Annotated in this window: 11 protein-coding genes; 6 read left to right on the top strand and 5 right to left on the bottom strand. The window is 72.0% G+C overall.

The features are described from left to right. Positions 1 to 62: 62 nt before the first annotated feature. The 3 genes from DC008_RS15240 to DC008_RS15230 all read right to left on the bottom strand — a co-directional run bounded on the left by DC008_RS15240 (position 63) and on the right by DC008_RS15230 (position 2,480). Positions 63 to 1,055 (bottom strand): aldo/keto reductase, encoded by a 993-nt coding sequence (locus tag DC008_RS15240; RefSeq protein WP_108707461.1) that lies wholly within the window; start codon positions 1,053 to 1,055, stop codon positions 63 to 65. Positions 1,056 to 1,108: 53 nt separating this feature from the next. Further along, positions 1,109 to 1,702 carry a Uma2 family endonuclease gene (locus DC008_RS15235; protein ID WP_108707460.1) on the bottom strand — a complete coding sequence of 198 codons (594 nt, stop codon included), beginning with the start codon at positions 1,700 to 1,702 and terminating at the stop codon, positions 1,109 to 1,111. Between the two features lie 100 nt (positions 1,703 to 1,802). Continuing rightward, on the bottom strand, positions 1,803 to 2,480 hold the full coding sequence (locus tag DC008_RS15230; RefSeq protein ID WP_108707459.1) for an SGNH/GDSL hydrolase family protein: 678 nt from the start codon (positions 2,478 to 2,480) through the stop codon (positions 1,803 to 1,805). Positions 2,481 to 2,622: 142 nt separating this feature from the next. Here DC008_RS15230 and DC008_RS15225 point away from each other — a divergent pair, with 142 nt between their 5' ends. Beyond that, the gene (locus DC008_RS15225; RefSeq protein WP_108707458.1) at positions 2,623 to 3,588 is read left to right on the top strand and encodes a lactonase family protein; all 966 of its coding nucleotides are present in this window, start codon (positions 2,623 to 2,625) and stop codon (positions 3,586 to 3,588) included. A 7-nt stretch (positions 3,589 to 3,595) separates the two neighbouring features. On the opposite strand, the gene DC008_RS15220 is transcribed toward DC008_RS15225, so the two are convergent. Continuing rightward, on the bottom strand, positions 3,596 to 4,408 hold the full coding sequence (locus DC008_RS15220; RefSeq protein ID WP_108707457.1) for a TetR/AcrR family transcriptional regulator: 813 nt from the start codon (positions 4,406 to 4,408) through the stop codon (positions 3,596 to 3,598). A gap of 87 nt (positions 4,409 to 4,495) precedes the next feature. Between DC008_RS15220 and DC008_RS15215 the strand changes: the two genes are divergently transcribed. The 3 genes from DC008_RS15215 to DC008_RS15205 all read left to right on the top strand — a co-directional run bounded on the left by DC008_RS15215 (position 4,496) and on the right by DC008_RS15205 (position 8,091). Beyond that, positions 4,496 to 5,461 (top strand): ATP-binding cassette domain-containing protein, encoded by a 966-nt coding sequence (locus tag DC008_RS15215; RefSeq protein ID WP_108707456.1) that lies wholly within the window; start codon positions 4,496 to 4,498, stop codon positions 5,459 to 5,461. Next, positions 5,458 to 6,279, top strand: coding sequence for an ABC transporter permease (locus tag DC008_RS15210; protein WP_108707455.1), 822 nt, complete (start codon positions 5,458 to 5,460; stop codon positions 6,277 to 6,279). The genes DC008_RS15215 and DC008_RS15210 overlap by 4 nt, the downstream gene beginning before the upstream one ends. 231 nt (positions 6,280 to 6,510) lie before the next feature. Beyond that, complete coding sequence (locus DC008_RS15205) at positions 6,511 to 8,091, top strand: alpha/beta hydrolase (RefSeq protein ID WP_108707454.1); 1,581 nt, start codon at positions 6,511 to 6,513, stop codon at positions 8,089 to 8,091. A gap of 72 nt (positions 8,092 to 8,163) precedes the next feature. On the opposite strand, the gene serC is transcribed toward DC008_RS15205, so the two are convergent. Continuing rightward, positions 8,164 to 9,282 carry a phosphoserine transaminase gene (serC, locus tag DC008_RS15200; RefSeq protein WP_055623649.1) on the bottom strand — a complete coding sequence of 373 codons (1,119 nt, stop codon included), beginning with the start codon at positions 9,280 to 9,282 and terminating at the stop codon, positions 8,164 to 8,166. Positions 9,283 to 9,362: 80 nt separating this feature from the next. Here serC and DC008_RS15195 point away from each other — a divergent pair, with 80 nt between their 5' ends. Both DC008_RS15195 and DC008_RS15190 read left to right on the top strand, forming a co-directional pair. Then, positions 9,363 to 12,230 (top strand): FAD-binding and (Fe-S)-binding domain-containing protein, encoded by a 2,868-nt coding sequence (locus tag DC008_RS15195; protein WP_108707453.1) that lies wholly within the window; start codon positions 9,363 to 9,365, stop codon positions 12,228 to 12,230. Between the two features lie 142 nt (positions 12,231 to 12,372). Next, positions 12,373 to 13,497, top strand: a complete 1,125-nt coding sequence (locus DC008_RS15190) for a lipid II:glycine glycyltransferase FemX (protein ID WP_108707452.1) — start codon at positions 12,373 to 12,375, stop codon at positions 13,495 to 13,497. The last annotated feature ends 149 nt before the right edge of the window (positions 13,498 to 13,646 follow it).

Genomic DNA, 13,646 nt, shown 5'->3' with positions numbered 1-13,646 from the left:
GTTCGTCCTCGTGGCCGTGGCGGCGGCGCTCGGACGGTGACCTCGCGCCGCCTGTCCGGCCTCTACCAGGCGAACGCCTCCGGCGACGGCCCCGGACCCGGGAACACCTCGTCCAGCCCGGCCAGCAGCTCCTCACTCAGCTCCAGCTCCACGGCCCGCAGCGCCGACTCCAGCTGACCGGCCGTGCGCGGGCCGACGATCGGTCCCGTGACGCCGGGCCGGGTCAGCAGCCAGGCCAGGGCGGCCTCGCCGGGCTCCAGACCGTGCTTGTCGAGCAGGTCCTCGTAGGCCTTGATGCGGGCGTGTGCCGCCGGGTCGGCGAGGGTCTCCGCGGCCCGCCCGGAGGTACGGCGACGGCCCTCGGCCTCCTTCTTGAGCACCCCGCCCAGCAGACCGCCGTGCAGCGGCGACCAGGGGATGACCCCGAGGCCGTACTCCTGCGCGGCCGGGATGACCTCCATCTCGGCGCGGCGCTCGAAGAGGTTGTAGAGGCACTGCTCGCTGACCAGCCCGATGGTGCCGCCCCGCCGGGCGGCGGTCTCGTTGGCCTGGGCGATCTTGTAGCCGGGGAAGTTGGAGGACCCGGCGTACAGGACCTTGCCCTGCTGCACCAGCACGTCGATGGCCTGCCAGATCTCGTCGAACGGGGTGTTCCGGTCGATGTGGTGGAACTGGTAGAGATCGATGTGGTCCGTCTGCAGCCGCTTGAGGCTGGCGTCGACCGCGCGCCGGATGTTCAGCGCGGAGAGCTTGTCGTGGTTGGGCCACGCCTGGCCGTCGGCGCCCATGTTGCCGTACACCTTGGTGGCGAGGACGACCTTGTCGCGCCGGTCACCGCTCTTGGCGAACCAGTTGCCGATGATCTCCTCGGTACGGCCCTTGTTCTCGCCCCACCCATAGACGTTCGCGGTGTCGAAGAAATTGATGCCGGCGTCCAGCGCCGCGTCCATGATCGCGTGGCTGTCGGCCTCGTCGGTCTGCGGTCCGAAGTTCATCGTGCCGAGGACGAGTCGGCTGACCTTGAGTCCCGTGCGTCCGAGCTGCGTGTACTCCATGGAGTGCACGCTAACCACTTCGAGTGCGCTCCAGGCAAGGGCGCGCGACCCCGTCAGTCGCGGGGGAAGTCGTCCGTCTTCAGGACGAGGTCGACGACCGTGCCGGTCAGGTCGACGTCGGTGCCGAAGTCGACCCGGGTGCAGGTCGTGTAGTCGCCGTCCTTGGGGTCGGTGTGGACGTGACAGCGCCCCTGGTACGGATCGGCGATCAAGTAGACGGGGACCTCGGCCTCGGCGTAGGCGAGGCGCTTGGGGCCGTAGTCGTTGGCGGCCGTGCCCTGGGAGATGACCTCGGCGACGAACTCGACGTCCTGGTATCGCCAGTGGCCCCTGTCGTCCTCCTCGGCCGCATCCTTGAGCAGGGCGACGTCAGGGCAGAAGCCGTTGTCGTGGCCCGGAAAATCGATGCGGACGTCTGAGAACACGGCGGCGTCCATGCCGAACCTGTCCTCGAGGGCCCGCACGATTCGGCGGATGATGCCCCAGTGCGTGCTCCGCTGCGGTGTCATGTAGACGTTGCCCCCGACGATCTCGACCCGGTAACCCTCGGGGACGGGCATACGCTCGAGCAGCTCGAACCATTCGTCCAGGCTCGGGGTGCTGGCGTCGGCGTCGGCCATCGCGATCCTGTCTTCGAGGACGGTCATCGTGGCGCTCCTCCCCGGCTGCTCCACGGTCAGGTGCAGCCGCGCTGTACAACGATACGCACGGTGACGGCGGCACGGAGACGAAGCTCACACGGGGGGGTCAGAGCGGGCCGTACGGCGCGCCCAGGTCCCAGGCCTGGTGCATCGCGTCCGCGAAGGCCCCGGCGATCTTGTGCTCGCCGCTCGCGTTCGGGTGGGTGCCGTCGTACGTGTCCAGGTCGATGGCGTACGACGGCGGCGGGGACGCCAGCAGCAGCGGGGAGCGGGGCTGGTCCAGGTCGGCGACCGTCTTTGCCAGGAGTTCGTTGAAGCGGGTGACCTGCGCGGCGAAGGGCGGGTCGTCCACGGCCCGGACGTTCGGGATGACCGGCAGCACGACGAGGCGCACGCGCGGGTTGCCCGTGCGTGCCTCGGCGACGAAGGCGCGGACGTTCTCCGCGGTCTGCTCGGCGTTCGTGTAGAAGCCCAGGTCGATCAGGCCCAGCGAGACCAGCAGGACGTCGGCCCGGTGCGCGCGGACCGCGTCGGCGATCAGCGGGACCATGTGCTGCCAGCCCTCGCCCCAGCCGGCCAGATGGGCGCGCGGGAACTCGGGGTCGGCGTACCCGTACGAGCTCGGGGACTCGGTGGCCTTGTCGTACAGCGTCTCGCGCGGGCCGACGAGGGCGAAGGGGCCGCCGTGGGTGTCCCGCAGGTGCTGCCACATGCGGTAGCGCCATGTGTGTTCGCCGGCGCTGCCGATGGTCATGGAGTCGCCGACGGGCATGAACCTGAGCATCCGCTCATGATGGACGATCTCCCGCGGGTGCGAGGAGCCGGTGGGGGTGTGAAGCCCGCCACGCGGCGTGCGCCCCCGGCGAGGCGCGATGTCCGGCGAGGGCCCCGCTCCGAACGCCCGGGCCGGATGGCAGGCTTGGGGCATGCGCCGACCGCTCGCCATACTCGCCGGGGTCCTGCTCACCGGTGCGCTCACGCTGCCCGCGTCCGCCGCCGACGGGAACGAGGACTTCACGATCGAGGACCCGCGGATCACCGAGTCCAGCGGCCTGGCCGCCTCCCGCCAGCACAAGGGCGTCTACTGGACGCACAACGACCAGGACACGGGCGCCTACCTGTACGCCGTCGACAGCGCCACCGGCAAGACGGTCGCGCGGATCACCCTGACCGGGGTGGGGACGCCACGCGACGTGGAGGCGATCTCCATGGGCCCCGACAACCAGCTGTACGTCGGTGACATCGGGGACAACGACGGTGTGGAGTGGCCCTATGTGTGGATCTACCGGCTGCCCGAGCCGAAGGTCCTGAAGGACCAGTCGGTCCGGGCCACGCAGTACGTCGTGAAGTACTCCGACGGCACCCGGGACGCCGAGTCGATGGTGGTCCACCCGAAGACCGGGCGCGTCTACATCATCGACAAGCAGGAGGACGGCGGGCATCTGTACGAGGGCCCGGAGAAGCTCTCCCCGTCCGGCGCGAACGTCTTCGAGCCGACCACGCCGGTCGACCTGTGGGCCACCGACGCGGCCTTCTCCCCGGACGGGCGGACTCTCGTGGTCCGCGGCTACTTCGGGGGTCTCGCCTACGACTGGAACGGCGGGAAGCTCAAGCGGCTGGAGCGGGTCAGCGTGCCGCTCGGGCAGGGGGAGTCCGTGACGTACTCGCCCGACGGAAGCAAGATCATGCTGGGCAGCGAGGGCGTGAACAGCTCGGTGGTGGCGAAGGACGCGCCGGGGGACACCGGCTCCGACTCGTCGTCGTCGGGCGGGAGTTCGGCCTCCCCGGACGGGGACGACGGCACGGACGGAACCTTGAAGGTCGGTGCCGTGGCGGTGCTGGCCGTCCTGGTCGTGTTCTTCGTCCTGCGGAGGCTGTTCCGGCGGGCGTGAGCGCCGCTCAGTCCGCGTCGCCCGCCGTGCGCCCTGTGCCTGCCCGGTCCTCGTCGCCCGCCGTGCGACGGGCGACGAACACCTCCAGGCCGTCCAGGATGCGCTGCAGGCCGAACTCGAAGTGGTCGAAGTCGGGGCCGAAGGTGTCCTCGGAGAGGCCGGCCAGGACGGGGTAGCGCCCGCTGAGCATGGCCTTCTCCAGCGCCGGCCGCTGGGCCTCCCAGAACTGGGCGTCCGTCAGCCCCGAGCTGCGCTCCGCCTCCTCCTGGTACAGCTGGGTCCGCGCGGCTCCGACGACGTATCCGTCGATCATGATGATCGCCGACAGCAGTTCCGGGTCGGTCAGGCCCATCGGCTTGATCCGGCCGAGCATCTTCTCCAGGCCGTCCAGGGCGTTCGGGCCGAGGATCGGCCGGGACTGGTTGACCTCCAGCAGCCAGGGGTGCCGCCGGTACAGGGCGAGGGTCGCCCGGCCGAGGGCCTCCAGGGCCGAGCGCCAGCCGCCGTCGCCGAGCTCCGCCGCGTCCGCCGAGACGCGCTGCACCCGGTCCAGCATCAGGTCGAGCAGCTCCGCCTTGCCGGGGACGTAGCGGTACAGGGACATGGCGCCGGTGCCGAGCTCCGCCGCGATCCGGCGCATCGACAGCGCGCCGATCCCGTCGCGGTCGGCGACCTCGACGGCGGTCTCCACGATGCGGTCGAGGGTGAGGCCCGGCTTCGGCCCCCGGCTGGGCATCTGCCCCGTGCCCCAGAGCAGGTCGAGGGTGCGCGCGATGTCGCCGCTGCCACTGGTCTCCGTACCGCCGCCACCGCTGCTCATACGGGCAGTCTAGATCCGCGTCCGAAAACTGGGTACACCGTACGCGCCATCGGGTACGGTGTACCCGGTTAATGGAAGGGGGACCCCATGAACGACGACGGTCACGCCGTACGGGCGGAGGGCCTGGAGAAGCGGTACGGCGAGAAGCGCGCCCTGGACGGTTTCGATCTCGCCGTCCGCGCGGGCACCGTGCATGGACTGCTGGGCCCGAACGGCGCGGGCAAGACCACCGCCGTCCGCGTCCTGTCGACGCTGATCAGGGCGGACCGCGGACGGGCGGCCGTGGCCGGGCTCGACGTGGCCCGCCGGCCGCGCGAGGTGCGGGCGCGGATCGGGCTGACCGGGCAGTACGCGGCGGTGGACGAGGTGCTCACCGGGCGGCAGAACCTGGAGATGTTCGGGCGGCTGTTCCACCTGGGCGGCCGGCGGGCCCGGCTGCGGGCCGCCGAGTTGCTGGAGCAGTTCGACCTCACCGACGCCGCCGACAAGGGCGTCGGCGACTACAGCGGCGGCATGCGGCGCCGGCTGGACCTGGCCGCGTCGATGATCCTCGCCCCGGCCGTGCTGTTCCTGGACGAGCCGACGACGGGGCTCGACCCGCGCAGCCGCGGGGAAGTGTGGGACTCGGTACGGGCGTTGGTCGCGGACGGCACGACCGTGCTGCTGACCACGCAGTATCTGGAGGAGGCCGACCGGCTGGCCTCCCGGATCACCGTCATCGACCAGGGCCGGGCCATCGCCGACGACACCCCGGACGCCCTGAAGAACCGGGTCGGCGGCGACCGGATCGAGGTGGTGGTCGCCGAACGCTCCGAGATCCCGCGCGTGGCAAAGGTCATCGCCCGGGTCGCCGACGGCGAACCCGAGGCGGACGAGACCGAGTTGCGGGTGCACGCCGCCGTGACCGACCGGGTGGCCGCCCTCACGGACGTCGCCCGCACGCTGCAGGACGAGGGCGTACGGGTCGAGGACATCGGTCTGCGCCGGCCCAGCCTCGACGACGTGTTCCTGCGCCTGACCGGACATCGCACGGAGAAGGAGGCGGCGGCATGAGCGCGCTCGACCTGACCGGACCGGCCGGCCGCGGCCGGGTGTACTGGGCGCTCGCGGACTGCTGGAACATCGTCCGCCGGGGCCTGACCCACTACCACCGCCAGCCGGTCAACATCGCCTGGCAGTTGGGCTTCCCGATCCTTTCCGTCCTTCTGTACGGCTATGTCTTCGGCAGCGCGATGAAGGTGCCAGGGGGCGGCGACTACCAGGACTTCCTGATGCCGGGCATGTTCGTGATGACCATGGCCTTCGGCTTCATCAACACCGCGACCGTCGTGGTGTACGACTCCACCAAGGGCGTCATCGACCGCTTCCGCTCCATGCCGATGGCGTCCTCCGCGGTGGTGGCCGGACGCGGGGTGACCGATCTGATCGTCGCCTGCGCCGAGTTGGCCATCCTGATGCTCACCGCGCTGGCCATGGGCTGGCGTCCGGACGGCGGCTGGGGCTTCCTCGCCGCGTTCGGGCTGCTGCTGTGGCTGCGGTTCGCACTGATCTGGCTCGGCGTCTGGCTTGGTCTGCTGGTTCCCAACCCGGAGGCGGCGGGCGGTCTGTTCGCGGTGGCCTTCCCGCTGACGATGATCTCCAGCATCTTCGTCGCCCCGCAGCTCATGCCCGACTGGCTGGGCTGGGTGGCCGCCTGGAATCCGATCTCCTCCACGGCCGCTGCGACCCGCGAACTGTTCGGCACGCCGGTGGGCGGCGGCGACTCCTGGGTGGAGCAGCACGCGTTGCTGATGGCCGGGGTGTGGCCGGTGATCCTGACGGCGATCTTCCTGCCGCTGGCGGTGCGGCGGTTCCAGAAGCTGAGCCGGTAGGTCGTGCCCGGCCCGGCTCCGCCCTTCGCCTGACGCGGGGGGAGCCGGGCCGGCCGGGTGTCCGGAATTGCCGTAACTCCCGTTTTCCGTGGGGTTTCTGAGAGCGGGCTGTGCCTCGATTTGGTCAAGTCTTGCTCGAATTCGCATATGAGCGGTGCGCACTTCGGCGACGATGCGGCACGGCCCGCGTCACTCGTGGGTCTGACCCCGACACCGTTGCGAGAGAACTCCATGAGAAGAAGCGCAGCCGTACTGTGCGGCGCCACGGTCGTCCTGGCCGGGACACTCACCGCCGTTCCCGCCAACGCCAGCTCGCCACACTCCGCGAGCACGGCCCTGTCGACCGCCGTCGCCAAGGTCGCCTGGAAGAAGTGCGGGACGGACGACACCCCCACGCTCCAGTGCGGGACGGTCAAGGTGCCGCTCGACTACGCGAAGCCGCGCGGACGCCAGATCACGCTGGCCGTCTCCCGTGTGCCGCACACCGCGTCCAAGTCCCAGGGCCCGCTGCTGGTCAACCCCGGCGGTCCCGGTGGCAGCGGCCTGTCGCTGGCCGAGTTCGTCGCGTCCTCCCTCCCGAAGGAGGTCGCCGCCCAGTACGACGTCATCGGCTTCGACCCGCGCGGCGTGGGCGAGAGCGAGCCCGCCCTCGACTGCAAGCCGGGCCACTTCGACCCGGTGCGCCCCAACTCCGTGCCGAGCACCCGGGCGCTGGAGAAGGCCAACGTCGACCGGGCCAAGGCGTTCGCCAAGGCCTGCGGCACCAAGTACGCGGATGTCCTGCCGTACATCGACACGGTCAGCGCCGTGAAGGACATGGACTCGATCCGCCGGGCCCTCGGCGCGTCGAAGATCAACTACTTCGGCTACTCGTACGGCACCTACCTCGGCGCCGTCTACGCCAAGCTGTACCCCGAGCGGGTGCGGCGCCTGGTGCTGGACTCGATCGTCGACCCGACCGGTGTCTGGTACGAGGACAACATCCAGCAGGACTACGCCTTCGACAAGCGCCACAAGGCCCTGATGGCGTGGATCGCCAAGTACGACGCCACGTACAAGCTCGGCACGAACCCGAAGAAGATCGAGGCCAAGTGGTACGCCATGCGGGCGGCCCTGGCCAAGAAGCCGGCCGGCGGCAAGGTGGGCGCCTCCGAGCTGGAGGACATCTTCATACCGGGCGGCTACTACAACGGGTACTGGCCGACGCTGGCCAGGACGTTCGCGGCGTACGTCAACGACCACGACACGGCGGCGCTGGTGACGGCGTACGACAACATCGCGGCGATCGACGCCTCCGGTGACAACGGCTACAGCGTCTACGCGGCCGTGCAGTGCCGTGACGCCTCCTGGCCGCGCGACTGGAAGCAGTGGCGCAAGGACAACTGGGCGGTGCACGAGAAGGCGCCGTTCATGGCCTGGAACAACGCCTGGTACAACGCGCCGTGCGCGTTCTGGCCGACCAAGACGCTGAAGCCGGTGAACGTCTCCAACAGCAAGCTCCCGCCGGTGCTGCTGTTCCAGGCGACGGACGACGCGGCCACGCCCTACCAGGGCGGTGTCACCATGCACCGGCTGCTGAAGAACTCCAGCCTGGTGGTGGAGCAGGGCGGCGGCAACCACGGCATCACGCTGAGCGGCAACGCCTGCCTCGACAAGCACCTCGCGGCGTACCTCACCAACGGCAAGGTCCCGCACGGCAAGGGCACGGTCGACGCGGTGTGCGACAAGCTCCCCGACCCGACGCCGCAGCCCGCGGCGCGGAAGGCGGCCGGCGCCGGCACCCTGAGCGCGATCCTGGGCTCCGCCCGCTGATCGACCGACACAACGACAGGGGGCGCCCGGCGACACTCGCCGGGCGCCCCCTTCGTCACGTACGCGGGAAGGTCAGAGCTTCTCGATGACGTAGTCGACGCACTTGGTGAGCGCCTCGATGTCCGACGGGTCGATCGCCGGGAACATCGCGACGCGCAGCTGGTTGCGGCCCAGCTTGCGGTACGGCTCGGTGTCGACGATGCCGTTGGCGCGCAGCACCTTGGCGACGGCGGCGGCGTCCACCTCGTCCGTGAAGTCGATCGTGCCGATGACCTGCGAGCGCTTGGCCGGGTCGGTGACGAACGGGTTCGCGTACTTGATGTCCTCGGCCCAGCCGTACAGCGTGCGGGCGGAGGTCGCCGTGCGGCGGACCGCCCAGTCCAGGCCGCCCTGGCCGTTGATCCACTCCAGCTGCTGGTTCAGCAGGAAGAGGGTGGCGAGCGCCGGGGTGTTGTACGTCTGGTTCTTGCGGGAGTTGTCGATCGCCGTCGGCAGGGAGAAGAACTCCGGGATGTGGCGGCCGGACGCGTGGATGCGCTCGGCGCGCTCGATCGCGGCCGGGGAGAACACGCCGATCCACAGGCCGCCGTCGGAGGCGAAGGACTTCTGCGGGGCGAAGTAGTAGACGTCCGTCTCGGCGATGTCGACCGGCAGGCCGCCCGCGCCGGAGGTGGCGTCGACCAGGACCAGGGAGCCCTCGTCGGCGCCGGCCACGCGCTTGATCGGCATGGCGACACCGGTGGAGGTCTCGTTGTGCGTGAAGGCGTAGACGTCCACGCCCTGCTGTGCGACGGCCTCGGGGTGCGTGCCCGGCTCGGAGACGATGACGTCCGGCTCGGCGAGCCACGGGGCCAGCTTGGCGGCCTTGGCGAACTTCGAGGAGAACTCGCCGAAGTTCAGGTGCTGCGACCTGTTCTCGATCAGGCCGTGCGTCGCGATGTCCCAGAAGGCGGTGGAGCCGCCGTTGCCGAGGATCACCTCGTAGCCGTCGGGCAGGGAGAACAGGCTCTTGATGCCCTCGCGCACCTGGCCGACCAGGTTCTTGACGGGAGCCTGGCGGTGGGAGGTGCCCAGCAGGGAGGTACCGGTCGCGGCCAGCGCGTCCAGCGCTTCCGTCCGCACCTTGGAGGGGCCCGCGCCGAAACGTCCGTCGGCGGGCTTGATGTCAGCGGGAATCTGGATCTCAGCCACGACACGGAGGGTAGCCGGTGGAGGAAACCCCGGCGAAACCTCGTCCGTCCGGTGAGACGGCGGGCTGGTTGAGTGGACGTATGGGCGAACTGGAGAGGGAACTGCGCGCGGCGGTCCGGGGCGAGGTCGGGTTCGACGTCATGTCCCGTGCCCTGACGACCATGGACGCGTCGAACTACCGGCGTGTCCCGCTGGGGGTGGTGGCCCCCATGGACGCCGACGACATCGCCGCCGCGCTGGCGGTGTGCCGGGAGCACAGGGTGCCGGTGGTGGCGCGGGGCGGCGGCACGTCCATCGCCGGACAGGCCACCGGCACCGGGGTCGTCCTGGACTTCACGCGACACATGGACCGGCTGGTGTCGCTGGACCCGCAGACGCGCACCGCCGTCGTCCAGCCCGGCCTCGTCCTGGACCGGCTCCAGGAGGCCGCGGCCCCGCACGGGCTGCGCTTCGGCCCCGACCCGTCCACGCACAGCCGGTGCACGCTCGGCGGCATGATCGGGAACAACTCCTGCGGCGCCCACTCCGTGGCGTGGGGGACGACCGCCGACAGCGTGCGGGAGCTGGACGTGCTCACCGCGCGCGGCGAGCGGCTGCGGCTCGGGCGGGACTGGGCGGGCGCGCCGGACGGGCTGCGCGCCCTGGTCGAGGGGGACCTGGCCCGGCTGCGCACCGGCTTCCCCGAGCTGCCCCGCCGGATCTCCGGGTACGCGCTGGACGCGCTGCTGCCCGAGCACGGCGCCGATGTGGCCCGCTCGTTCTGCGGCAGCGAGGGCACCCTGGGCATCGTCACCGAGGCGGTCGTACGGCTGGTGCCGGCGCCCCGCGCGCGGGCGCTCGCCGTGCTGGCGTACGCCGACGAGAGCGCCGCCGCCGAGGCGGCCGCCGGGCTGCTGCCGCTCGGCCCGCTCACCGTGGAGGGCATGGCCGCCGACCTCGTCCCCGCGTCGGCCGCGCTGCCCCGCGGCGGCGCCTGGCTGTTCGTGGAGACGGGCGGGGAGTCCGAGGGCGAGGCACGCGCGCATGCGGAGACGATCGTGCGCGCCGCCGACGTCGTGGACGCCGCCGTCGTCACCGACCCGGCCGGGCAGCGGGCCCTGTGGCGGCTGCGGGAGGACGCCTCCGGCACGGCGACCCGGATGCCGGACGGCACCGAGGCGTGGCCCGGCTGGGAGGACTGCGCGGTGCCACCGGCGCGGCTGGGGGCGTATCTGCGGGAGTTCCGGGCGCTGCTGGCCGCCCACGGGCTGCGCGGGGCGCCGTACGGGCACTTCGGGGACGGCTGCATCCACATCCGTATCGACTTCGACCTGCTCACCGACCGGGGCGTCGGCCGCTTCCGGCGCTTCTCCGAGGAACTGGCGGACCTGGTCGTCGCGCACGGGGGCTCGCTGTCCGGGGAGCACGGCGACGGGCAGGCCCGCGCCGAACTGCTGCCTCGGATGTACGGCGAGGAGACGGTCCGTCTCTTCGAGCGCGCCAAGGGCGTATGGGACCCCGACGACCTGCTCAACCCCGGGATGCTGGTGCGCCCCGCACCCCTCGACGCCAACCTGCGCTTCGCGGTCCTGCCCCGGGAGCCCGTGGACGTCGCGTTCGGCTACCCGGCGGACGGCGGCGACTTCGCGGCGGCCGTCCGGCGCTGCGTCGGCGTCGCCAAGTGCCGTACGACGTCGGTGGGCGGGCCGGGCGTGATGTGCCCGTCGTTCCGGGCGACCGGCGCCGAGGAGCACTCCACGCGCGGGCGGGCCCGGCTGCTGCACGAGATGCTCGCCGGGGAACTGGTGACCGACGGGTGGCGTTCGGGCGAGGTGCGTGACGCGCTGGACCTGTGCCTCGCCTGCAAGGGATGCCGCTCCGACTGCCCGGTCGGGGTGGACATGGCCACGTACAAGGCGGAGTTCCTGCACCACCACTACGCCGGCCGGCGCCGCCCCGCCGCGCACCACAGCATGGGCCGGCTGCCCCGCTGGCTGCGCCTGGTGGACCGGACGCGGACGGCGGCCCTGGTCAACTCCCTCGCCTCGGTCCGGCCGCTGGCCGCGCTCGCGAAACGCCTCGGCGGGATCGCGCCCGGGCGGCGGCTCCCGAGGCTCGCGACCCGTACCTTCAGCCGCTGGTGGGAGAGCCGGGAGAAACCTGCGGCCCCGGCGGGCGGAGAGCTGGTCGTGCTGTGGCCGGACACCTTCACCGAGCATCTGTCGCCGTCCGTCGGGCAGGCGGCCGTCCGGGTGCTGGAGGCGGCCGGACTGCGGGTGGCGCTGCCGCCGACGGTGCGGATGACCCCGTCCGGGCCGGGCGAGGGCGTGGCGGTGGCCATGGACCCGCTGTCCGTGCTGCGCGGCCGGCAACGGGTCTGCTGCGGACTGACGTACGTCTCCACCGGCCAGCTCGACCGGGCCCGCGCGGTGCTGCGGCGCACCCTCGACCTGATGGAGCCGCTGCTGGAGCGGGACACCCCGGTGGTCGTGCTGGAGCCCAGCTGCGCCGCGTCCCTGCGCACCGACCTGCCCGAGCTGCTGCACGACGACCCCCGCGCCCACCGCCTCGCCGGGCGCGTCCTGACCTTCGCCGAGGCCCTGGAGCGGTACGCGCCCGGCTGGGCGCCGCCCCGGATCGGGCGGCCGGCGGTCGGGCAGACCCACTGCCACCAGCACGCCGTCCTCGGCGACGCGCCCGACCGCCGGCTGCGCGAGGCGGCGGGTCTCACGGGCGGACTGAGCGGCGGCTGCTGCGGTCTCGCGGGGAACTTCGGCTTCGAGAAGGGCCACTACGACGTGTCCGTGGCCTGCGCGGAGGAGCAACTGCTTCCCGCGGTGCGGGACGCGGGCGAGGACGCCGTCGTCCTGGCCGACGGGTACTCCTGCCGGACCCAGCTGGAGCAGCTGGCGGGCGTGCGGGGGCGGCATCTGGCGGAGGTCCTCGCGGAGGCGCTGGAGCAGGGGTGATGGGCCGTCCGGGAGCGGACGGACGCGCTGGAGATGAGCGGGGCGCCGGGCGCCCCTAGGCTGACGGACGGTGGAACGCCGCCCTCCGGTACGGCAGGCACCCCTCCCGGCCGTCCCGTCCGGTCCTCGACAGGAGCCCCCCATGCCCCTCCTCCTCCGGCCCCTCACCCGCGACGAGCACCTGGCGTTCGTCGCGGCCCGCCGCTCGGCCAGCCACACCCAGGTCCCCTCCTGGGGCGAGGTGAAGCCGGACTGGACGGCGGAGAGCCTGGGCTGGTTCGACGAGGAGGGACGGCTGCTCGGCGCGGGCCTCGTGCTCTACCGCCCGCTGCCCCGCCTGAGGAAGTACCTGGCGTATCTGCCGGAGGGCCCGCTCATCGACTGGCACGCGCCCGACCTGGCCGAGCGGTGGCTGGCGCCGCTGGTGGCGCATCTGAGGCGCAAGGGCGCCTTCTCGGTGCGGATGGGGCCGCCCGTCGTCGCCCGGCGGTGGAGCCCCGACGCGGTGAAGGCGGCCATCGCCGACCCGGCCGCGCACCGGCTGAGGGACGTGGAGCCCACGTTCCACGACCCGCGCGCCGCCGAGATCGAGGAGCGGCTGCGGGACGCCGGATGGCGGCGGTCCGAGCCGGGCGGCGAGGAGGGCTTCGCGGCCGGGCAGCCCCGGTACGTGTGCCAGGTGCCGCTGGCCGGGCGGTCGCTGGACGACGTCCACCGGGGGCTCAACCAGCAGTGGCGGCGCAACATCAAGAAGGCCGAGAAGGCGGGCGTCAAGATCGTGCGGGGCGGCCCCGAGGACCTGCCCGTCTTCCACGAGCTGTACCGGGAGACCGCCGAGCGCGACCGGTTCGTGCCGCGCCCCCTGCCCTACTTCCAGCGCATGTGGACCGCGCTCACCGCCGAGCACCCCGACCGGATGCGGCTCTACCTCGCCCATCACGACGGTGAGGTCCTCGCCGCCGCCACGATGCTCACCGTCGGCGAGCACGTCTGGTACTCCTACGGCGCCTCCACCAGCCGCCGGCGCGAGGTCCAGCCGAGCACCGCCATGCAGTGGCGGATGATCGCCGACGCGCACGCGGCGGGCGCCGCCGTCTACGACTTCCGCGGCATCACGGACACCCTGGAGGAGTCCGACCATCTGCTGGGTCTGCTGCGGTTCAAGGTGGGCGCGGGGGGTGAGGCCGTCGAGTACCTGGGCGAGTGGGACCTGCCGGTGAACCGGCTGCTGCATCGGGCGCTGCATCTGTACATGGCTCGGCGGTAGGCGCGGGGCACCTCCCGACGGGCAGGCGCCGGGCGGCCTCGGCAGGCGTGGGGCCGGCTTCCGGGCGAGCCTTGCGGTCCACACTCTGGGACAGTGGCATAACGGGTTCACACGCCTGACCGAGTCCATTACCCTGGACTCGGCAGTAC

The organism is Streptomyces nigra, from assembly GCF_003074055.1.
GTDB classification, from domain to species: domain Bacteria; phylum Actinomycetota; class Actinomycetes; order Streptomycetales; family Streptomycetaceae; genus Streptomyces; species Streptomyces nigra.
Note: the sequence above shows the minus strand (reverse complement) of the source record. Positions and strands in the feature narration are given on the sequence as shown.

Bases quoted from the DNA above. Each gene is read 5' to 3' on its own strand.
- DC008_RS15240 (WP_108707461.1), bottom strand. From the start codon at position 1,055: ATGGAGTACACGCAGCTCGGACGCACGGGACTCAAGGTCAGCCGACTC.
- DC008_RS15235 (WP_108707460.1), bottom strand. From the start codon at position 1,702: ATGACCGTCCTCGAAGACAGGATCGCGATGGCCGACGCCGACGCCAGC.
- DC008_RS15230 (WP_108707459.1), bottom strand. From the start codon at position 2,480: ATGCTCAGGTTCATGCCCGTCGGCGACTCCATGACCATCGGCAGCGCC.
- DC008_RS15225 (WP_108707458.1), top strand. From the start codon at position 2,623: ATGCGCCGACCGCTCGCCATACTCGCCGGGGTCCTGCTCACCGGTGCG.
- DC008_RS15220 (WP_108707457.1), bottom strand. From the start codon at position 4,408: ATGAGCAGCGGTGGCGGCGGTACGGAGACCAGTGGCAGCGGCGACATC.
- DC008_RS15215 (WP_108707456.1), top strand. From the start codon at position 4,496: ATGAACGACGACGGTCACGCCGTACGGGCGGAGGGCCTGGAGAAGCGG.
- DC008_RS15210 (WP_108707455.1), top strand. From the start codon at position 5,458: ATGAGCGCGCTCGACCTGACCGGACCGGCCGGCCGCGGCCGGGTGTAC.
- DC008_RS15205 (WP_108707454.1), top strand. From the start codon at position 6,511: ATGAGAAGAAGCGCAGCCGTACTGTGCGGCGCCACGGTCGTCCTGGCC.
- DC008_RS15195 (WP_108707453.1), top strand. From the start codon at position 9,363: ATGGGCGAACTGGAGAGGGAACTGCGCGCGGCGGTCCGGGGCGAGGTC.
- DC008_RS15190 (WP_108707452.1), top strand. From the start codon at position 12,373: ATGCCCCTCCTCCTCCGGCCCCTCACCCGCGACGAGCACCTGGCGTTC.